General features: G+C 58.6%; 16 protein-coding genes and 2 pseudogenes. 10 read left to right on the forward strand and 8 right to left on the reverse strand.

Going from position 1 to position 20,938, the window contains the following annotated elements; translation table 11 throughout:
- From TRIHO_RS04485 to TRIHO_RS04505, 5 genes and pseudogenes are all read left to right on the forward strand, one after another.
- Positions 1-194, forward strand: a pseudogene (locus TRIHO_RS04485) (DUF2493 domain-containing protein); the annotation flags it as partial.
- Between the two features lie 538 nt (positions 195-732).
- The gene (locus TRIHO_RS04490; RefSeq protein ID WP_068240779.1) at positions 733-939 is read left to right on the forward strand and encodes a hypothetical protein; all 207 of its coding nucleotides are present in this window, start codon (positions 733-735) and stop codon (positions 937-939) included.
- 518 nt (positions 940-1,457) lie between these two features.
- Positions 1,458-2,051: a transposase gene (locus tag TRIHO_RS04495; protein WP_068240781.1), complete on the forward strand. Its 594-nt coding sequence runs from the start codon at positions 1,458-1,460 to the stop codon at positions 2,049-2,051.
- Entirely contained in the window at positions 2,038-4,371 is a 2,334-nt protein-coding gene (locus tag TRIHO_RS04500; RefSeq protein ID WP_068240782.1) for a relaxase/mobilization nuclease domain-containing protein, read from the forward strand. Before TRIHO_RS04495 ends, TRIHO_RS04500 begins: the two co-directional genes overlap by 14 nt.
- Before the next feature lie 8 nt (positions 4,372-4,379).
- Positions 4,380-6,380 carry a type IV secretory system conjugative DNA transfer family protein gene (locus TRIHO_RS04505; protein ID WP_068240783.1) on the forward strand — a complete coding sequence of 667 codons (2,001 nt, stop codon included), beginning with the start codon at positions 4,380-4,382 and terminating at the stop codon, positions 6,378-6,380.
- A 277-nt stretch (positions 6,381-6,657) separates the two neighbouring features.
- On the opposite strand, the gene TRIHO_RS04515 is transcribed toward TRIHO_RS04505, so the two are convergent.
- Positions 6,658-7,398: an alpha/beta hydrolase gene (locus TRIHO_RS04515; protein WP_025042432.1), complete on the reverse strand. Its 741-nt coding sequence runs from the start codon at positions 7,396-7,398 to the stop codon at positions 6,658-6,660.
- Positions 7,399-7,484: 86 nt separating this feature from the next.
- Positions 7,485-8,396, reverse strand: a complete 912-nt coding sequence (locus tag TRIHO_RS04520) for a LysR family transcriptional regulator (protein WP_025042433.1) — start codon at positions 8,394-8,396, stop codon at positions 7,485-7,487.
- Between the two features lie 141 nt (positions 8,397-8,537).
- On the opposite strand from TRIHO_RS04520, the gene TRIHO_RS04525 reads away from it, so the two are divergent.
- From TRIHO_RS04525 to TRIHO_RS04540, 4 genes are all read left to right on the forward strand, one after another.
- Positions 8,538-9,050, forward strand: a complete 513-nt coding sequence (locus TRIHO_RS04525) for a TRAP transporter small permease subunit (RefSeq protein WP_025042434.1) — start codon at positions 8,538-8,540, stop codon at positions 9,048-9,050.
- Positions 9,047-10,357 (forward strand): TRAP transporter large permease, encoded by a 1,311-nt coding sequence (locus TRIHO_RS04530; protein ID WP_025042435.1) that lies wholly within the window; start codon positions 9,047-9,049, stop codon positions 10,355-10,357. Before TRIHO_RS04525 ends, TRIHO_RS04530 begins: the two co-directional genes overlap by 4 nt.
- A 26-nt stretch (positions 10,358-10,383) precedes the next feature.
- A complete protein-coding gene (locus TRIHO_RS04535; protein WP_025042436.1) occupies positions 10,384-11,505 on the forward strand; it encodes a C4-dicarboxylate TRAP transporter substrate-binding protein in 1,122 nt (373 codons plus the stop codon).
- A 63-nt stretch (positions 11,506-11,568) separates the two neighbouring features.
- Complete coding sequence (locus TRIHO_RS04540) at positions 11,569-13,272, forward strand: alpha/beta hydrolase family protein (protein WP_025042437.1); 1,704 nt, start codon at positions 11,569-11,571, stop codon at positions 13,270-13,272.
- A 470-nt stretch (positions 13,273-13,742) separates the two neighbouring features.
- Here the strand turns inward: TRIHO_RS04540 and TRIHO_RS04550 are convergent, their stop codons facing one another.
- The gene (locus tag TRIHO_RS04550) at positions 13,743-15,167 is read right to left on the reverse strand and encodes a UvrD-helicase domain-containing protein (protein WP_025042439.1); all 1,425 of its coding nucleotides are present in this window, start codon (positions 15,165-15,167) and stop codon (positions 13,743-13,745) included.
- 6 nt (positions 15,168-15,173) lie between these two features.
- The gene (locus tag TRIHO_RS04555; RefSeq protein WP_068240786.1) at positions 15,174-16,958 is read right to left on the reverse strand and encodes an ATP-dependent nuclease; all 1,785 of its coding nucleotides are present in this window, start codon (positions 16,956-16,958) and stop codon (positions 15,174-15,176) included.
- A 310-nt stretch (positions 16,959-17,268) separates the two neighbouring features.
- On the opposite strand from TRIHO_RS04555, the gene TRIHO_RS04560 reads away from it, so the two are divergent.
- A complete protein-coding gene (locus tag TRIHO_RS04560; protein ID WP_025042441.1) occupies positions 17,269-18,327 on the forward strand; it encodes an IS110 family RNA-guided transposase in 1,059 nt (352 codons plus the stop codon).
- A gap of 245 nt (positions 18,328-18,572) precedes the next feature.
- Here the strand turns inward: TRIHO_RS04560 and TRIHO_RS04565 are convergent, their stop codons facing one another.
- From TRIHO_RS04565 to TRIHO_RS04580, 4 genes and pseudogenes are all read right to left on the reverse strand, one after another.
- Entirely contained in the window at positions 18,573-19,649 is a 1,077-nt protein-coding gene (locus TRIHO_RS04565) for a type IV secretion system protein (RefSeq protein WP_068240788.1), read from the reverse strand.
- A 12-nt stretch (positions 19,650-19,661) separates the two neighbouring features.
- Entirely contained in the window at positions 19,662-20,072 is a 411-nt protein-coding gene (locus tag TRIHO_RS04570) for a hypothetical protein (RefSeq protein ID WP_068240789.1), read from the reverse strand.
- A complete protein-coding gene (locus TRIHO_RS04575) occupies positions 20,069-20,263 on the reverse strand; it encodes a DUF4177 domain-containing protein (protein ID WP_068240791.1) in 195 nt (64 codons plus the stop codon). The genes TRIHO_RS04570 and TRIHO_RS04575 overlap by 4 nt, the downstream gene beginning before the upstream one ends.
- A pseudogene (locus TRIHO_RS04580) lies at positions 20,260-20,901 on the reverse strand (CpaF/VirB11 family protein); the annotation flags it as partial. The pseudogene TRIHO_RS04580 and the gene TRIHO_RS04575, both read right to left, overlap by 4 nt.
- Between the last annotated feature and the right edge of the window lie 37 nt (positions 20,902-20,938).

Consider the following 20,938-nt stretch of genomic DNA (forward strand, 5'->3'; position numbering starts at 1 on the left):
CTCGCTGGTCCGCGCATGGGCGGGCGGCACCGTTCAAGTGCAACGACGAAATGCTCGACGACAAGTTCGCGGCGACGGGGGTTGTCCTCTTCGGCGGCAATGGGGTCGCGCTGAACCTCGGGCAGAAGGCGGAAGCGAAAGGTCTGACGGTCATGCGGGTTGCTGGCCCGGCTAAGAGGACTGCGCAGGATTGAAGAGAGGGGGTCGCGCTTGGCGCGGCCCTTTCGTCATGTCTTATGGCGCGTGCGCTCGGTTACGCAAGATCGACAGGCTGCGACGTCCAGCACCGTCATCCCTCTACCCGGTCCACCAGAGTGCGGCCCATCCGCATCGGTACGGGCTGGGGATGGTGCGCACCTCACGCACATCGTCAGCAGCGCAAGACCCGAGGGGTCGAGACGTCGCACATGAGGCTGAAGACCTGCACGTCCCTCGGGGCGTGTTTCGGAACATCGCATCCACGCGGGCGGGCTCCGTCAGCACCCCTGCCAGGCTCGGCGGGACGCGGACGCGGATGGTGGCGGCTACGTGATGGCAAGGGTCATCCGGATCACTCCTTTTTGCTCATAGATGTGGATCGCACGGGGTCGGCCCGTTCGTGCCCTTCGCTGACGCTTCGGCAAGCACAAATACGGCTTCCACGGCGGAGCCGCGGACCCTCCGCATTTGCCCTTGCGACCGGGCCTCTTGCCCCCGTGCCGGGTGATCCCCATCGCAACAAGAGTAACCCAAATGACCAACCACTACGTCGCCACCGTCCCCGTCAAGTTCACCGATACCGATGGCCAGGAGCGCACCCGTTTTCAGCGCGTGGGTGCGATGTTCCGCAACACCCGCAACGGGGGTGGATCGGAGTTCTTCAGCCTCAAGCTCGACTTCTCGGTCGCGGTCTCGGAGCTGGTGATGTTCCCGCCGAGCGCAAAGGACCCCCAGGACTAAATCCTGTGACGAGGATGGGCCGCCCCAGGACGATCTTGGGGCGGCCCGATCCCTGTTCCAGGGATGCCGGTCCCTACGCGTTCAACGGACGCACTCCGCCCGGAATGATCAGGCCGCGACAGACCGTCCAGCCAGCCTCAAGGGGCCATCCCCAAAAACCTATCGGCCAAGGCCTCCCGGTTTTTGCGGCAGAGATTTGGCAAGCCAAATTTGGCCCTGCTTGACCCTGCCTGTCCGCCCTGTCGGTGGGGTTTGCGCCCGCCCGTGTTTCCGTCCGAACACATGCGTGTTCGGCCAGACCCTCGGGCGGTGCTGGTGGACGGGACCCATTGGACAGGTTGGGGCGCCCGGTGGTGAGGGCGGCAGAGCCGCGTCCCTGCGGGCAGCGGGGGAAGCGGACACCAAGGCTGCCTGAGCCTGAATGCGACGTAAGTATATAATTGACAGCTTGGTATATTATTGTAAGGTAGAGGCAGCCTTGGTGGAAGGTGGCAGGAAATAGGGGGTCTTTCTTCCGCATGTCCCGAACAAAACGCCTGACAGAGATCGAGAAGATGCAGATCGTCCGCGAGGCCGCGGAGGGTGTGTCGACGTCCGAGCTGGCTGAGCGTTTCGAGGTCACATCGCGGGCCGTGCGCTACGTCCTGAAAGCTGATGCCGAGCGCCAGGCCGATGCCGCGATCCCGGTCTCAGCAGTCAGTGTGAAGGTCACGGCTGCGGAGCTGGCGGCGCTCGACGAGGTGTTGGCGAAGGCGGGGATCGAGAGCCGGGCCGAGGGGTTGCGGCGGCTCATTCAGGCGGCGGGTGGCGTGTTTGTCCCGGACGCGCAGATGGCGGCTGAGATGGCGCGCTATCGCGCCTCGCTGCACGAGGTCGGCAATGGGGTCGCGCAGATCGCCAAGCAGATGACGCAGGCCAACCGGCGGGGGCAGGGGGCAGGGGGCAGCACGAGTGCCGAGTTCACTGAATTGCGCCTTGCACAGATGCGCGGGCTGGCGCGGTTCATTCTGGATTCCGCTGACGAGATCGACCTGCTGCTGCGGCGTCGGCGCGACGTCATGCAGCTGGAGGCCACGGCCGCGCTGAGGGAGTTTGCCCATGCGGCTGAATGATGCTGTCCATGCCGTCACGGGCGAGGTCTTTCGGGATGGCTGGAGCCGCGTCCGGGGCTCGATGCAAGGGCTGCACGTGGCCAAGCAGACCCAGCTTGTGCGCGCGGCAGCAGGGCATCGGCCGGCGGTCTTCAAGGCAATCCGAAGCGGGGGCACGCACACGAAATCGCAGCTCGCAAACCAGCTCGATTACCTCACGACCAAGTCCACCCATATCGTGGACAGTAGCGGGTTCCTGGATGGCAAAGCGAAGCTCGAGGCGGGTGACATCAAGGACCTGACCGAGCGCTTTGCCAAGCGGTGGGATGCGGGCTTCAAACCCAAGCTCGGGCAGACCACCCACATGCTCATGTCCTTCCCCATCGGCACGCGTGGGGAGGATGTGCGCGACATCGCGACCGATGTGGCCGAGCGGTTCTTCCAGACCGATGCGGGGCATTTCGACTACATCATCGCGGTGCATGAGGACCGCGATCACCCGCATGCGCATCTGGTGCTGAACCGCCGCTCGCAGGAAGGCGAGTTCTTCTTTCTGGGGCGCAACCATCGCTTCAACTATGACGATTTCCGCCTCGCCATGGTCGAGGAGGCGGAAAAGTATGGTGTGCGTCTCGAAGCCACGCGGCGGGTGGATCGCGGGGTTGTGCATTACCCAGCCCGGACCAGCGAGGTCTATGCGGCGAAAGACGAGGGTCGCGCGCCCCGCGAGCGGGAGCGTGTGGGGGCTGACCTGACCCGGACGCTGGCGGAGATCGCCAATACCAGAACTGTCTACCACTCACTTGCCGCGGAAGCTTCGCGCGAGGCCCGCGAGGATATTGCCGCGGCCCTCTTCCGCGCGGGCGAGGTGCTCGCGCATGGCGGACAGGTGGACCGAACAGGAGATGTGTATATGGCCGAGGATCAAAGCTTCGAGGATCTGAGAAGCCTCTATGCGGAAAAGCTCGCGCGGGTGCAGGGCATGATCGCCGAGAAGTCTGACGCGGAACGTCCCGTGCTGGAAGAACGCCTCATCGAGATCCAGACGCAGGTCCAGCACATGCAGCCGCTCGGATTGCGTTCGAGCACGCTGTCAGAGACCCCCTCGGAGGGCGGGATTTATTCCGAAGCCAATATCGACGCCAGCCAGTGCGAGCGACTGGCCGAGCCCGACCTGAGATCGCGCATTGACGCGGCACTACGGGGCACGGGGATCAGCACATCGGAAGTGGTGGCCCGGATCGAGACGGGTGCCTCAAATGCAGCGCTCGAGCATCAATGGATCGCCAATGATCTCTCCAAAGTGGCTGAGGCGCGCGAACTGAACCTTGAACGCCGCGCCGATCTGGAACAGGCGCGTGACATTCTCAACGATGTGCATGTTGCGCTTGGCACGCTCTTGGAACGGGAAAACGTGCTGCGGCGGGATGGGGTCATGGAAGCGGAAGCGGTCAGCGAGCGGTTCCATTATCATGAGGGCGCGGTGCGGGCGATGGAAGGGACACCCCGTCAGGAGATGCGTGCAGAGGGCCTGACCGCGCAGCAGATCGAGGACCGGGACTGGGAGGTGGTCTCGCGGGCGGAGCGTCGGATCGAGACGGAGCAGCGTGCGTATCTCGAGGCACACCCGGACTTGCTCGCACGTCCCGGCGATGTGATCGACCGGTCTGAGCCCTACAGGGAGACCATCACCGATGCGGCCCGCGCCAGCCAGATCGCCCGCGATGTCGACCGGATCATGGAGGGACGCGACCTCCGCACGCCTGTTGCAGATGCTGTCGCCGATGACTTGCGCGCGCGCTATCCGGACATGCCGTCCCACCTCGCCCGTGGGCTCGGGGCGACCTATGCCGCCGTCGCCCGGATACGCGACACGGAGGCCATCAAGCAGGTCCGCCGGGAAACCGAGATGCGCGACGGGCTCGGGTCTGGCACGCGTGACGAACGTCTAGCGACCCGCGATGAAACTGCGCCGCAGTCTGACCGTGCCGACCGCCTTGCAGACGAGATTGCGCGTGTCCTAGACCATGAGCGGGCGGGGGAGTTGTCCGCGCCCTTCGAGACCGAGGCGGAGCGGGACGCCTTCCGCGACGAGATCGCGCGGGTGCTGGATGACCGTCAACTTGAGAGGCTCACATCCGGCGATGCCGATGCGCTGGAGAAGGTTCTCGAGGACCGTCTCGACCGGCTCTATGTCGCCAAGGTCTACCTGCAATCGAATGCAGCGACGGCCAATTCCGAGGCTCTGCGCCAGGTGGTCGATGATCTTGCAGACACTGAGTATGAAAAACACCGCGCGACAGACGTGGATGGAGAGACTGAGCGGGGTCAGGTCCATTGAGCGCGCCCATGGGAAAGGCACGAATCACGACCGGTGTCTTGTTGGTAACGCTGGTGACCGCCGCCATGGGCTATACCATCGCCTCGGCGGTGCTGATCTACCAGGATCTCGGCTTTGGGGCCGAGATCGACTTTGCCTATATCGCGCAGAACTATCTTGCGATCCTGGACCGCCGCCCGGAGGACGCGCAACTTATTCACCTGATCATCGGCAGCTTCGCCGCCGCCGGCCTGATGCTGAGCCTCGCCCTCTCGGGGTCCGCGCTTACACGGTTTGGCCAGACCCATTGGCAGACCGCGCGCGAGATGAAGGCCAATGGCTTCTTCGGGGCGCCGGGCACCGGGTTCATCCTCGGCAAGCTGGGGCCGCCGGGCTCCCGCGCCAACTACATCTGCTCCAAGGTCTTCCCGCATGCGCTGATCGTGGCCCCCACGGGCCGCGGCAAGACCACGGGCTTCGTCATTCCGAACCTGCTGACCTGGCAAGGCTCCGCCGTGACGCTCGATGTGAAGGGCGAGTGCTTCGAGGCCACGGCCCGGCACCGCGCGGCCCAGGGCGACAAGGTCTATCGCTTCGCCCCCACCGATTGGGAGGGCAAGCGCACGCATCGCTACAACCCGCTCCTGCGCATCTTTGAGCTGAAAGATCCCGCGCGCCAGCAGATGGAACTGCAGCTCCTGGCGACGCTGTTCCTGCAGAGCGACAATGACCGGGTCCAGGGCCTCCTCAAGGGCGGGATCGATCTCTTCGTGGCGGCAGGCCTGTTGGCCTCCCAGCGCAAGCGCCCGACCTTGGGCGAGATCTACCGCATCGCGGCCTCGGGCGGGAACAAGCAGAAGGAGTATTTCGCGCGCGGCCACGAGGTAGACAACAGGGCCGCCAAGCTTATCTTCACCCGGCTGGCGTCCACCAACAATGACACGCTGACCTCTTATGTTTCGCTCCTGATGACCTCGGGGCTCGACCAATGGCAGAACCCGGCCATCGATGAGGCGACGTCCGTGTCGGATTTTGATTTCCGCACGATCCGCAAGAAGCCCTTCTCGGTCTATCTCGTCGTCCAGCCGCTGATGGTAAAGCCACTCGCACCGCTAATCCGGCTGTTCTTCTCCGATCTCCTCTCCGCCATGCAGGAAAAGGATCCCGGGCCAGACGAGCCGTGGCCAGTGATGATCATGCTCGACGAGTTCAATCGCCTAGGAAAAATGCCCATCGTGGTCGAGAGCATCGAGACCCTGCGCACCTATCGCGGTCACCTTGCCGTTGTCACCCAAACCATCCCCGCCCTCGATGAAATCTACGGCGAGAACACCCGCCGCGCCCTGCAGGGCAACGCGGGCGTGAAACTCTATCTCACGCCTTCGGATGAGAAGACCGTTGAGGAGCTGAGTAAGGCGGTTGGCAAGACCACGAAGACCGTCGTCACGCGCTCTCAGTCCATCGGCAAAAACCCCTTTGAAGGCCGCAGCCAATCCACACGGACTGAAGAAAGCTCCTTGCTCCCTGAAGACGAGGCGCGCCGCCTACCGCTCGACGAGATCGTCATGGTCATCGATGCCCAGATGCCGGTCCGCGCGAAGCGGATCCAATATTTTGACGATCGGCTGTTCAAGGCGATCCACGCGGCACAGACGGGCGAGTTGCCGTTTCCGGAGCCGGGGGGAGGTGGATCGCAGGGCAATCTGCCGCTGAGTGTGCGCGCCATGCCGATGACGCCGCCTTCGGACGGAGCAGGCGGACCCGACGCCGACGTTGAGGCCGCACGCCAGGCTGCTGATGGCCAATCGTCAGGGCAAACCGATGTCACCCCAAAGAAGACTGCGCCTGTCGTTCAAGCCGTAATCGCCGAGGAACAGCGACAGATGGAAATGGATTTTGGGGGCCAGGTTGCGGATGCCGAGACAGTGGGCGTGGATGATGAGGCGCAGATGCGCTCTGCAGTCGATGGCTTGAACGACATGGAAGCGATGCTGCAGGAGGAGGGTGGCAAAAAGCCAATTCACCGGTAGGGCGGTGGGCATGGTCTGACGGTCATAGAGGGCGGAAAGCGGTCTTCCGCTGTGCCGCATCGGAGGCCTAATACGTCAACTGAAACTGGACTTAGATGATCTTGCTCGGTTTTCTCTACAAATGTGTCCGTCGTCATATAAAGTTGGACATCAGAAAATTCGTTTATAATGTCAAAGTCGATGCCGACATAGTACAAACTGCTGAGAACACGGTTGAGGTGTTCTTTCAGGGAGCCAAGCACTCCTATGAGAAAATAGTAACCAGCGAGAACTAGAGCTATTCTGCGGTCAGAAAATTTGTAAGTTCCTGTACAATCAACTCCCGATCATTATCCAGAGTAGCCACGTGATAAGAATTTTCGAGCCAGCAAAAGGTGATGGAACGAGAGGCAACTGCACCTTCGATCCGTTTGCCGTTCTCAGGACTGACGACATGATCCGTACGCGATTGTAGGATCAACAAAGGTTTGTCGAGCAGTGGCAACATTTGCCCTGTTGCAGTCACCAAAACATACCGCTCTTGGGTAACGGCATTTGGAATGCGGTCATAGCAGGTCTCTTTGTAGCCGGGGTTTTTAATGTCCGAACCAATACCGGGTTGAAAATCGCCGGTGCAGCCATCAAAAAACGCCTTCATCTGCTGCGGTGAATAAAGGCCCGTTGACCCATTGATTGTGGCAACTCTATCAACAAGATCACCGCGCCGGATCGACAGGTTCAACGCGATCGTCCCGCCCAACGACAACCCTGCGACGCAAACGGTCGTGCACCGTGCGCTCAGCGCCTCCAACGCGTCCTCTGCAGATTTCAACCAATCGCGAAAACCGGTTTGGGCAAAATCCTCTGGCGTCGTCCCATGCCCGGCAAGCAAGGGGGCCATCACCGTGGCACCGGACCGCGCGTGCAAACGGTGGCCCACATAGCGCACACTTTGCGGCGTGCTGGTAAAGCCATGCAGCAACAAGACACCGCAACTGGATCCTTCAAGAAGAAAAGGTGCTGTGCTGTCGTTTTCCATATGGCTTTCAATCCTGTCATTCGTCCGTTTGGTTCGAAATCAAGTTTTGCAGGCCGAAAAACAAATAGAGATATACGATCAGCCGATCACGGTTGGCGATCAGTCACGCGTGCCGGCGATGCATATTGCGCGCGAAACATACGCAATAGGGACGTATCTGCCGCAGCGCTCCAGGCGATCGCAATCGAAAGTTCGGCATCGAGCTCCTCAAGCGGCATAATCCGCAGTGCACGAGGCATCGACGACTCTGCTGTGATCGGATGGAAAGTATATCCACGCCCATCCGCGACGCGTTGCAGGATCACGTGAATATCCCATGCCTCGTCCTCGATGACTGGCGTGAACCCCGTTTTTTCAAATGCATCATCCAATAGCGCGCGATACGCCCGCCAATTTTCGCGAACCCCCATGATAAACGGCGCGGTGCGCAGTGCGTCCAGTGTCTTGTCAGCGGTGTCATGCGGCGCGACCAACCCGATGGGCGAGGTCCAGGCAACACGCTGCGAAATGACCGGATCACGCACAGTGTCATGCGCCATCAAAAAACCCAGATCAATGGCACCGGTCTTGATGTTGCGCATCATGGTGTCGGTCGACATGACGTGCATTTCCACTTGAACGCCGGGATAAAGCGCCTGAAATGTTTCAAGCCCATCTGACAACTGAGTGGACGTGGCCAAGGCCGAGTAGCCAACAATGATATGCCCCCTATCGCCCACCCCATTGCGCCGCGACCCGCGAATTGTGCGTTCAAACTGGGCCACAATCTGACGCGCATCATCTAAGAACCGCTTGCCGTTTTCACTGATCTCAACGGTTTTGGTGCCTCGAACAAAGATCTCAAACCCCAGGTCTTCTTCGGTATCGCGCACGGTTTTCGAAATAGCGGGCTGGGCGATGTTGAGCATTTCCGCCGCGGCCCGAAAGCCCCCCGCATCCGCAACGGCCAGCGCATAGCGCAGATGCCGGATTCCAAGGCTTGATGGTTTGTTCTGCATGAATTGCCCCTCTCTGGCAGGAACCGATAACGAAATGCGATCAACCGATCAAGCAATGGTATTTGCCTGTAGCTGCTGGGCAAGAAAAGAAAGAAGCCGGAGACATGTGCATGCAATTCGCGTGGCATGAAGGGGGGAAAGATGGAAACGGCATTTCGACGCTTTACGCAAACACTGATGTACATAGGCGGCGCGGGTCTGCTTTTTATGATGCTGCATGTGACGCTGGATGTCGTATTAAAGGTCGCGTTCAATGCCCCCATCCAGGGCACGGTCGAGATTTCATCCTATTACTACATGGTTGGTATCGTCATGCTTCCCATGGCGCTTGTCGAATTAGAGGATGACCAAATCAGCGTTGATTTGTTGTTCAACCTCTTCCCGGCACCGCTTCAGAAAGTTTGTCTGCTGCTTACGCTGATGGCGACAGCCGCCGTTCTGGCTGTGATTGCATGGCGCACAGGGCAGGACGCCATCCGCGCCTTTCGTGTGGGCGAGGTGGTAATGGGCAGCCGAGAGATCATCGTCTGGCCCGCCCGTTGTATGCTGCCCCTTGGTTTCACGCTGGCTGCGATAGCCGCTTTACTGCGCGTGATCATGGTAATTCAAGGAAAAACCGTGACGCGAAACACCACTGACGAGGCCGCGGGATGAGTGCACTTATGATTGGTTGGGCCGGTGTTGCCGCCCTGTTCGCGCTGCTTTCGATCCGCACGCCGATTGGTGTGGCACTGATGATTGTCTCAATTATTGGCATCACCGTAATGACAAATCTGACGGCGGCTTTTGGTATTATCAGCGCGTTGCCCTTCAGCTTTATCGGGGATTGGTCGCTGACGGCCATTCCGATGTTTCTCTTGATGGGTTTTATCGCCGCCAGTACCGGCCTGACGGCGGGCGCTTTTGATCTGTTGCGGATGCTGTTAGCGCGGGTGCCAGGTGGGTTGGCCTCGGCCAGTGTCGGGGCATGCGGTCTTTTCGCTGCTGCCTCGGGCTCGAGCATCGCCACGACCGCTGCCATGTCGCGCATCGCTGTGCCCGAAATGCTGCGGGCAAACTATCACCCTTCATTGGCTACAGGAGTGGTGGCCGCATCCGGCACATTGGGCTCACTCATCCCGCCGTCCATCCTTATGGTGCTCTACGGGATTTTTACTGAGCAATCTATAGGCCAGCTTTTTATTGCGGGACTGATCCCAGGTGTTCTTTCCGCGCTGGTCTATATGGGTATGATCACGATGCGCTGCACGCTGAAACCATCGCTTGCACCGCCGGTAAAAAACCCTTTCGCATGGCCGAAATTCTGGACGCTTCTGCTATCCGTCTGGCCATTCCCGGTGCTGATCTTTGGTGTATTGGGGGGCATATTCGGCGGCTTTTTCACACCGACCGAAGCAGGCAGTGTCGGGGCGTTTTTGGCCCTGTCCATCGCCGCCTTCCGCCGCAGCCTGACACGCCAAGCCCTGGGCACAGCCATCCGCCAAACAGTGATCGCCACGTCGTCGATCTTCTTTCTTTCGATCGGTGCCATCATGTTCACCCGTTTCATGGGCCTGTCGGGTGTGCCGCGTGCGTTGGCTGACGGCATGCTGGCGGTGTCGGACAACCAGATCATCATCATCGTGATGATCGCGGTGCTGTTCGTCATCCTTGGCATGGTGATCGATTCAATCGGTTTGATGCTGCTGACCCTGCCCGTGCTGCTGCCGGTACTGGAAGCAGCGGATGTAAACCTGATCTGGTTCGGCATCATCACCATCAAACTGCTGGAGATCGGTCTGGTTACACCACCCGTGGGTCTGAACCTTTATGTCCTGCATGGCGCGCTGGCCGGGCGGGTAAAGCTTAGGGACATCATGTCCGGCACAACATGGTTCATCGCCATGGATCTATTGACCCTAATTCTGCTGATCGCTTTTCCCGCGATCAGCCTGTTCCTGCCGTCATTCATGACCAACTGACAAAATTTCAACTGGAGGAGACGACCATGAAAATATTTAAAACTCTCAGCGCGACGTTGCTTGGGCTGGCCATTGCCGCGCCTGCGGCAGCCGAAGAGTATAACGCAAACCATTTCTTCGCCGAGCGGCATTCGATGGTGCGCGGCCCCTATGTGGACTTTGCCAAACGTGTGGCCGAACGCACCAATGGCGAGGTGACGTTCCGTGTGTTTTCCGCAGGCTCCTTGCTGCCGCCGGCTTCGTCCTTGCAGGGGGTGCGTGACGGTGTGGCACAGGTCAGCTATCATGCTGGCACCTACACCCCGGCCGAGTTGCCGATTGCCAACCTGATCGGCAACATGGCGTTCTACAATACCGATCCGATGGTCATGGCCTTTGCATCGACCGAATTCGGCCTGACAAATCCTGCCGCCCTCGCAGAATGGGCTGACAATGGCGTAGTGTTCGGCGGTGGCTATTCAACGTCGCAGTATTTCATGATGTGCAACACAGACGTTGAAACCCTAGCAGATGTAAAAGGCAAGCGGATGCGCATGGCCGGTGGCGCTTGGTCCCGCTTTGCCGAATTTGTCGGTGCCGTTCCGGTTTCGATCCCGTCAAGCGAGATGTACACTGGGCTTGACACAGGGTCGCTGGATTGCGCGGTTGCGGCTGCGGATGCCCTCGACAGCTTTAGTCTCAAGGACGTCGTCACCTCGATGAATACTCTCGCCATCGGCAACTACTACGCAGGGTTTGAATGGGGCTATAACGCAGGGTTTTGGCAGGGGCTGACCGCCGAACAGCGCCGCGTTCTGTTCGATGAAATGGCTTATGAGCTGGCGCAGCACCGCGTCGCGTTTGACGCCGATGTTGCCACAGCCGTCGCTTCGGCAAAAGACGCCGGCATGACTGTTCTGGACCCTGACGCGGCCTTGCAGCAAGCGCTGGCCGATTTTGTCATCGCCGACGAAGCTGCGCTGATTGAAAACGCAACATCGCGCGGTGTGGAAAATCCCGATCAAGTTCTGACAGCCTTCAAAGCGGTCATCGACCGCTGGGAAGCGTTGCTGAAAGATGTTGATCGCACCGACACTGAAACACTCGCCGCTTTGGCGCGCAGCGAAATCTATGATCGGCTCGATGCTGATACCTACGGCGTCAACTAATCGCCAAATTACTAAGGGGGCCATCGGCCCCCTTTTCAATATTACGGAAGGGAGGGACAGAACATGAAAACGAACTGGCGATTATTCGCTTTGGGTCTGGTGTTGTTATTTGTCGGATCAATCGCGGCTCACTTGGTGCAAACGACAAACGGGGTCACCATTAAGGACGTCCGTTTTGTCGGTGCCAATGGCAATCTGCAAAGCGGACTACTCTACGTGCCCGAAGGCGTCACAGCCGAAGCAAAAGCGCCGGCCATCTTGGCGGTACATGGCTATATCAACACGCGCGAGGTCCAATCCGGCTTTGCCATTGAATATTCGCGTCGCGGTTATGTAGTTCTGTCTATCGACCAAACTGGTCATGGCTACTCCGAGGGGGCCGCATTTTCGGCCGGTTTTGGAGGACCCGCAGCGCTGCAATATCTGCGCAGTCTCGATATTGTTGATGTCGATAACATCGGCATGGAAGGCCACTCAATGGGCGGCTGGACGGTGTTGGCGGCGGCAGCCACCTATCCCGATGATTACAAATCCATCGTCCTCGAAGGATCCAGCGTCGGCGCGCCCTTTGCAGCCGAAGGCACCGCAGACTGGCCACGCAACGTGTCGGTCGTGTTTTCTGCATACGACGAATTTTCAAGCCTCATGTGGGGCGTGGATAAGGCCGATGATGTAGAAAAAAGCCCAAAATTGATGGCGTTTTTCAGTTCTGAAACGCCCGTCGAGGAAGGCAAGATCTATGGCGACCTAGCCACGGGCAACGCGCGCATCCTGTGGCAGCCACCTGTGACACACCCCGGTGATCACCTGTCACGAGCGGCTATTGGGCATTCGGTGGATTGGTTTGCGCAAACACTGAACGGCGCACGCCCGTTGCCTGCCGACAACCAAATCTGGTTCTACAAAGAGTTTGCCACGCTAATCGGATTGTTAGGCTTCGTGGTGCTGATCTTGGGCACGTTGAACGGATTACTGTCCCTGCCCTGGCTGCGCGACCTGAAAGCGACACCAGTAGATGCTGCGCATACGACGCGCGGTGCAAAGTGGTGGGGAATATTTCTGTTCAGCGCGCTGTTCCCGGTGGCGAATTATTATCCGCTCTTCAACTTCGCTGAAACTTTGTTTCCGGCCTCAGCATTGCTACCGCAGACCATCACGTCACAGGCTGCGTTTTGGGCCGTCATCAACGGTGCCGTCGCAGGGCTTGTCGGGCTCGTGATCCGCACGCAGCCGGTCGTCTTCCCGATCAACATCGCCCGGTCACTGGTGCTGGCGGGGGCTGCGGTATTTGTGGGCTACCTTTCGGCTGTAATTGTCGATTTCTTCCTCAAGGTTGATTTTCGCTTCTGGTTCGTTGGTGTCAAATTGCTGACCGCTGAACGATTTGTGACTGCGCTGGTCTATCTCGTGCCCTTTACAATCTACTTCGTTCTGGCGATGCGCGCTTTGCATGGGGGTCTGTCTGTTGCGGGGCAAAGCCTGCGCGCAACCTACACCTTGAATGCGCTGGCGCTGATGGGTGGGTTTCTAGTGTTCTTAATCTTGCAATACGCCGCGCTGTTTTCCAACGGCATACTGCTGACACCATCCGAGCCATTGAACACCATCGTCATGTTTCAGTTTGTGCCACTGCTGCTGACCGCGGCGATTATCAGCACGTTCCTCTATCAAAGAACCGCAAGCTATCTGCCCGGTGCCTTCGTGAACGCGCTGCTGGTCACATGGTTCGTGGTTGCAGGGCAAGCCACACAATACGCTGCTGGATAACGACCAGTGAGCCCGTCGCACAAGCTTTGCCGCGCGACGGGCTCAATTAAAGCGCCTCAAGGCCTACGCCAGTATTGTTTCTCGGGCCAGTTCCGATGGCATCCCCCACTAGGTTCCTCGCACCATTCAGTTACGCCTAAAAGAGATTGAGATTCTTCGGAAAGACGCAGATCAATTTGACAAGATTACGATTGGTAGCCACTAGAAAGTTCGTAGTCATGGTCGTATTATTGCCAACGCAATGGTACGCAACTCTCTGCAACACCTGCAAGGAACTCGTTAATGGAATACTGGAATATTACTATCAAAGCGCCAACGGCAGACACAACCGCCCCCAGGCTATCCGAGCAATCGATCGCGGAAGTTCAAAAGGCGTTGGCAGGGCAACAACTTCTCAATAATGAGGTGTGCGTCATTCTGTACGGTCAATCTCAGAGAAGCATTAGTGGCCTCCAACCGAGATAAGCGGGTTACGGCAGGGTTGGACTACGCGAGAAGACCGATACGGATCTCGCCCCCCTAGTCAGCGCGACATACAGGTGCTCTTTCGACATCGCGTTACCTGGTCGATCCGCATCCAAGATTACAACGTGATCAGCCTCCAGTCCTTTCAGGAGAAGAGTTGAGCCTACAGCTTTTGGCGGAATTACCCTACCTGCGTGACGGCGTTGTTCGCGAAGACCGGCGATAGCTGCTGAAAGACTACCGCCCGGGGCCGTCATTGCGATTTGGAGTGCCTGGACCATTATGTTGAAGGCACTTTGTCGATAGACTCGTCTGTCACGGTCGCCTGCCATCGCTTTCAGAAATTGCACGGCCTCGAGGTATCCGCCCCCTTGAACCAGTGAGATGGCAGCAACCTCAGGGGCGTTTGGAGGTGTGCGATTACGATTTCCTAGGATCGACTGAACGCGCCCATTGAGTTTATCGCCATACACGTTCGTCATGACCTTGATAAGGAATCCAATGCAGGCATCCAGGAGTTCTTGACCTGATTTTCCGTCCATTTGGTTTGCATCGCCTACGACATCACGGAGATCTACTGGCTCGACAACTCCAACTCCCTTTGCGCGGCTCGCGAAATTGTGTCGCGAGGCCGCTTGCATGGAGTCGCCAATTATCAGGATCGTCTCATGAGGGTTGGTTTTGGCTACATCGTATTGCAAAGCTATCTGGGCTGCTGCGTTGGCGTTTTGATCCGCGCCGAGAGGATGCCACGCGACGCGCGAGGGAAGAGTGCGAAGATCAATCGTGTGTCCAGCTTCCAATGCCCCGCGACTGGCAAGAAGCCATGCTCCAAGATCGTTGGCGCCAGCGTTGTTCCAGCGCCAGGGGATGTCCAACCGCCCGAGTTCAGGAAAGGTTGGGACCACTTGTGTCGTCCAGTCCGGAAGCGGGTCGCCACCAAACCCAAAGATTGCTTGCATCGGATCACCGAACACAACCGTTGGAATTGCGTTCGCGAGGCCAGAAGTGATCAGGTGTTGGCTCACCGAACAGTCTTGGTACTCATCGACCAAGACCCGCGAATACGTTGCGGCAATCTCTGAATTGATGGCCCCAGATGCACATAACCCACCAACCGCGTTTTGCACTGCGGTGTAGTTGGGCGCATTTTCCGGATCATGCAGGTATCCTGCTCGCTCCGGAAACATGGAGATAATTGTCAGTGCCCAGCCCGCAATCGTATTGAGCCTGTAGTTGGACGCTGGCACGCCATCTCGATGCAACCTCTGCCTTAGCGCGGCAACGCCAGCGGTGGTGTGGGTAAGGACCAGGACCGGCTTACCTTCTGCCTGAACAATGGTCTTTGCGATCAACTCGGTCTTGCCGCATCCTGCGGGAGCTATGACATGCCCGCGTTGCGCCTGAAGTATGTCGGGTACGCCAACCACCTGAGTTTACACACCGACAGGGGAATTCGCTGGCTGCGCTGTCGGCGATGTGCTGATCCATTGCCAAAGCGAATTCAGGGGTGCCGCGAAAATTGCATCTGTATTTTGCCAAGCCGGGGCAATGACTTCCCTCAACGCCCGTTCAGCAGGCTCAATGTCTTTGAACCATTTGCCATCGCCAGCGCATTGCCCCAACACAGGTCGCATTACATCGACAAAGTGATCTCGGCATTGCTGTAGATTGTATTGACCGTTGCTCGCGTGACGGATTTTTCCATCAATGGAGTCTTCAGATCGCCATGCGCAGGCAATTGAAAGAAGCCCTGGTATCTGCGCCGCGGGCACTGATGCGAAGATTGCAGCTTCGGTGGAATACCCATCTTGCCACCGGAACACAGAAATGCCGTAGGCTGCCAATTCCGCATATCTCGCGGCATCGTAGGCGACATCGGAGTCCATGAACAAAGCGGTTCGATAACCCATACGCGCAAAGATTTTAGCACGTTCCGTCATAGTTGAGCCGCCACCATCGGCCCAGTGGCAACCGTTTGCTAGCAAACTCCTCTGATCAAGGCTTTGCCGCCACAAATCCAACCCTCGGATTACGCCAATCTCTGTCTTCCCCTCACAAACAATGACACTCGGTGCGAGAAAGGCGTCTGCGCACGCCCTCAGCGTCTTCTGAGCGTCTTCAGATTCCCCAAGTGGGAACACAGCATTGGAAGTCGTCTTTGTTGCAGGCTGAATGAGTTCACCGTTATTAACCACGGCGGGTGTAGTGGTGCGCGTCGCCCGCACTGCATGTAACTGAATTGACGATAGCTCACGCAATACAACTGGCGAGTGTGTTGTCAAAAAGACTTGCTGCGAAGCATCGTTTGATTTTGCACCGAGCGAATCAAGCAAGCGTATAATCCGGTAGGGTTCCAAGCCAAACTCTGCTTCGTCAATGATCGAGATACTTGATTGACCTGCGACCTTTTGAAGTCCTGCGACGAGCAAGCGCATGGAACCGGAACCAAGATTCTTGAGCGGAACCTGATCTTCGTCGTGAAGGGCAATTGCACCCCCTGAAAACGTTACCCCTTTTACGTCCAATAGGGCATTCACCTGCTCAACGGGGATTCCCATGTTGTTGGCGATGGTTCTGGAGGTCGCAAGCACTTCATCGACGCCATCACATCCCTGCTCTGCAAAAGCCTGCCGGGCTTGTCTGGATGCAGCCGCCAAAGCGGCTGACGCCTGTGTCTTGTCGGAAGAGAGCTTCCCGAGCACGGATCGCGGGCCCAGAGCCATATGGTGTGATGCCACGGTGCCGAGCCGTGTTGGCGCAACTAGCTGCCGATGCTTCCATTGAAGGTTCCGCTCACGGCCCTCGGCTGATGGGACTTCAGAAAACAGCAACCATTGCGGCTCCAAATCGTTCCTTACAATCAACCGAACAGTCAACACCGTTTCCAGCGCTGCGGATGTCTCGTTGTGAATAGCCCCGGTCTGCGGGTCCCAACCTCGCAGAAAGTGGCCGTATGCCTCTAGGTTTAGCAACTCATCGGGAAGAGCTCCCAGTGTCACATCGATCACAATTGGCTCACCAACCAGGCATCTGTGGAAGTCAGCATCGGTAAAGACAATGCTCTGTCTAGTCCCCAAGGTGAGTTCTATTGCATCGAGAATGGTCGATTTTCCGCCGTCTCCCGGCCCAATCAAGCAATTGATGCCTGGGTTCGGCCACCACTTTAGTGCCTTGATGCCTCGAAAATTGGAGATCGAAATTTCTCGGATGACAGTCATAATTCACCTCTAACATACTGGGACAGTAGCATGTTTACCTCTTGCCCTAAAGTTGTGTTTGGATGCCCTTTTGCAAGCGATTCAGTCCATAGGAATGAAGCGGTTGTTGGATAGTCGGGGTCGAAGGGCCGCTTCGTACCGCCGAGCAGAAGTTTGGCAGTTTTTTGGGAATGCAGCCGCAGCGAAAGTCCGGAATGACGAGCCGCAGTGCAGCGGCGAGAGATTTCTCCCGAGGTCCGGTAATGGGATGTACCGGCTGCTTCACCCAGCAGGTTAGGCTTTGCCTACTTCTGCACACAGGAGAAGTAGCATGGCGAAGGACTCAATTGATGAGCTGATGTCGATTGGCATCGATATTGGCAAAGACACATTCCACATCGTGGCATTCGACCCCGACGGGCAATTGGTGATGCGCAAGCAGATCAAACGATTGGCGCTTGTTGCGACGTTTGAGAAGCTGCCCCGTTGCGTGGTCGGCATGGAGGCGTGCCTCAGCGCTCATTTTGTCAGCCGAACGCTCCGCAAGATGGGCTTCGAACCGCGGATCATTCCCGCGATCTACGTGAAGCCGTTCACCAAAGGACAGAAGAATGACTACAACGACGCGGAGGCGATAGCTGAAGCAGCATTGCGACCCAATCTGCCGGTTGTCCCCGAGAAGAGCCAAGAACAGCTCGACTTGCAGGCGCTACATCGCGTTCGGTCACGGCTCGTGTCGCGACGCACGGCGACGATCAACCAGATCCGCGCATTCCTGATCGAACAGGGCATTACGGTTCGCAAAGGTTTGCGGGCTCTGAAGAACTCATTCGAGACGATCCTGGAAGAGCGAAAGGATGAGATATCGCCGCGCATGCGGACCATCCTGATTGGGCTTTACGGTGATTGGCTCTGGCTTGATGATCGGATCGAAACCGTCTCCAAAGAGATTGAGTTGATCAGTCGAACCGAAGAGAACTGCGTAAATGTCATGACTATTCCCGGCATTGGCCCGATGATTTCGACGGCGATGGTTGCTGCCATTGGCACGGGGGAGGCGTTTGGCCGAGGCCGCGACTTCGCCGCTTGGGTTGGGCTTGTGCCTCGACAGTTCAGCACAGGCGGGCGAACGGTCCTTGGGCGCATCACCAAACGGGGCAGTCGATACTTGCGGATGCTCTTCGTTCAGGCCGCAAAAGTCATTCTGATGCGCACAAATAGATGGCCAGACTTCAGCTTTGGGGATTGGCTCGCCAAAGCGGCGGAACGGATGAATCGCAACAAACTGGCCGTCGCTCTGGCCAACAAGCTGGCGCGCATGGCTTGGAGTATCTTGCGGAATAAGACGGCGTTCGACGCCAACAGAGACGAGATTGCCATCGGCGTCTAATACACCGAGGCAATCCAAAGGAGTTCGCGACTGAAAGAAAGCATGGAACGGAACGATTACGCCCCCAGAGTCTGACGGCCCAAACGGTCATCATGGACCTTGCCGGTAATGAGATCACGGCGCGTGCGTAACCCCAACAAGGCCACGACCCGCGTGTCGATCAGTAGGCCGGATACATATGAGCGACTTCCGAGAACATGCGAGAAATCATTTGCGAACAGCAGCCGGTACATACATTTGGGCCGTCACCGTCGGCCAAGTCGACCCAGTCTCGCCAGCTGCGCCAGCATTTTTGACCCCGAGTCTGCGGATCCTGTGCCTCCTGCGGAACCCGTCTGCCCCATGCCTTGCCTCACGGGCATCTGCTGCACGCCGAAGAACTGCCGCGCCCTGAGGGCTGCGTATTCTGCGCCACTTGCGCCTCCGATCAGGTAGCGATTGTAGGCCTGCTGGCTGCCCACGGCGGCGCGGGCAAAGCTGTAGCCGCCGCCGAGACCACCGGAGAGGGCGGGCATCATAATATTTCCGGAGATCGCGCGGACGATGAAGGGCGTGGCAATGATGAAGCCCTTGGCCATGAGCACCATCATGAAGAAGGGAATGAGCGCGCCGATGTTTGAGGCTCCCTCCGGGTCGCCGAGTTCGCCGATGAGGGCAGAGGAGACGCCCGTGATTGTCGCGAACACACCGGCCACGACTATGGGGTAGAGCGCGAAGGAGACCAGCGCCGACAGCCAGCGCGCGAAGTAGTCCTTGGTGACCTCGAAGAGGGTCAGGAAAATCATCACCGGTGCGATCCCGATCAGAAGTGCGATCATCAGGCGGGATGCCACGAGGATAAAGGCGGCCAAACCGCCCAGGATCGAGAGCAAGAGGACCCCGACAATGTCGAGCATGGCGCCGGCCATCCAGTTCAGCTCAGACCCGGCGGCGTTGAGATAGTCCCCTAGTTCCGCGATCAGCCGGTCAAACTCTTCGGCGAAAGTTCCAGAAGGGCCAGGAGTTCCACCACCGACCGAAGCCACGAGCGCCCCCGCAATGCTGTCGATCCCGGCCAGGATAGCGGAAGAGAGGGCGTTGAACTGCACCCAGTTGGTCGCGAATATTCCGATCAACCCGATCTTGACCGCGAGCCAGAAGGCCGTGCGCCCGTCCATCGCTTTGTACTGGTAGATCATGTTCAGGAAGACGAGGATCACCACGAGCGTTGTTCCCAGGACGAGAAGCGTGCCGACCGTTGCCGCGACCGACCCGAACTGGGTTTCTGCGGCGGTGTCGAGATAGCCCTGGGAGGTTTCAACGAAGTAGGTGACGACACTCATCGCGGGGCTGCCTTACCAATTACCTGCTGCGTCGCAGATTGCCTGGGCGGCAGGGCGCGCGGCGTTGGCGCGGCGGTTGTAGGCGTCCGAGGATTGCAGCATATCCCACCGTTCGTTGTTCGCGTAGCTCTCCCAAAACACGGCCTCGGCCGCGTCCCAGGACGGGAACCGGGTCGCGCAGTCGCAGTTGCCGATCTCGACGACCCGCTCGAGATTCTGGGCGCGATAGATGTCCTGAACCAGAACCCGCTGATAGGCTTGGCGCAGGGGGATCTCCTGCATCCAGACGGGCTCGGCGGGCCGGTCCGGACAGACGTCAAAGCTGCGATCGAGGGTTGGCACTAGGTTGCGCTCGGCAACGGCGAAGGTTGGCGTCAGGCTTAGGGCCAGCGCGGCCAAGGCGAGGTGCTGCGCCTGCCTCATGCCGTGGCTCCAGCGGGTGTAATTTCGCGCTTCAGGAAAACGGTATGCCCGATATTGGCGAATTCCAAAGTGCTGATCGACACCACCTCCCACCCGTCTGCGCCCTTCTCGTTCAGGCTGGCCTGCATGTCGGAGAGGCTGGTCTTGCGGGTCATGGGAAAGGACAGGATATTGTATTCAAACGTCTTCATGGGGAAATTCCAATCTCAGTTGCGCCGGGGAGGTAGAATTCGGTGATGCCGCGTTTGCCGTCATGGCGGCCGGCCTGGATGATCACGTCGATGGAGTTCTCGATGTACTGGATCATGTCGGCATAGGTCATCGGGATTTCGGTCTTGAGTGCCGCGATCGCGAGGCGCTGCACGGCGAGTTGCGGGGTTTCGGCGTGCAGCGTGGTCATCGAGCCGCCATGGCCGGTGTTGATGGCTTCCAGAAAGGTCATGGCCTCCTTGCCGCGCACCTCGCCCAGGATGATCCGGTCGGGGCGCATGCGCAGCGTGGCGGTGAGAAGCACATCGGCAGTCTGGAATTCTGCGTCGCGATTGGCGATGAGGGTCACGGCATTGGGCTGGGTCGGCAGAAGCTCGGCGGCTTCTTCGATGGTGACGATGCGTTCCTCGGCCGGTACGTGAGAGAGGATCTTGCGCGCGGCCACGGTCTTGCCGGTGGAGGTGCCGCCCGAGACGATCATGTTGAGTTTGTTCTCGACGCAGAAGGCGAGCGCATCATCGATCAAACCCGCGGCCACCACGGCGCGCAAGGCGCGCTTCTTTTCAACGCGCAGGTCTGCGAGCTTGAGTTCTTTGCCATAGAGAAAGTCGAGCGCGATAGGGCCGGTGACATTGATCGGGCACGACTGGGGCGGG

This window comes from Tritonibacter horizontis (assembly GCF_001518015.1).
In the GTDB taxonomy this organism is placed as follows: Bacteria; Pseudomonadota; Alphaproteobacteria; order Rhodobacterales; family Rhodobacteraceae; genus Epibacterium; species Epibacterium horizontis.